The sequence below is a fragment of the Pseudomonas sp. PME37.24/025 genome, assembly GCF_055556615.1.
Map to the genome: position 1 here is coordinate 1 of NZ_JBVHNK010000324.1, position 260 is coordinate 260.

The window sequence follows — 260 nt, forward strand, 5'->3', positions numbered from 1 at the left end:
GACCCGACGATAATCACCGGCACGTCGCGGGCGATCTCTTCCGCAGCTTCGACGAATTCGGGGATCGTGTTTTCCGGTACGAACCGCGCCACAACCAGTGCGTATCCACGGTGTTCGAAGCCAGGTTCGACGGGGAGATCTTCGATCACATCGCCCCCGTAGGGAATGAACACGCCGTCGCGATGGAACTCCTCCGACCAGCGGCGCGAGATTTCGTGCGAGTCGCAGACGATCTCATCCGCGAACTTTCCCGTCGCCTT

General features: G+C 60.8%; 1 protein-coding gene. It reads right to left on the reverse strand.

Annotated elements, in window-relative coordinates; all coding sequences use genetic code 11:
• Nucleotides 1-260, reverse strand: a 260-nt coding sequence (locus tag ACZ3HH_RS30555; protein WP_465810391.1) for a hypothetical protein, incomplete at both ends; no start/stop codon positions are given.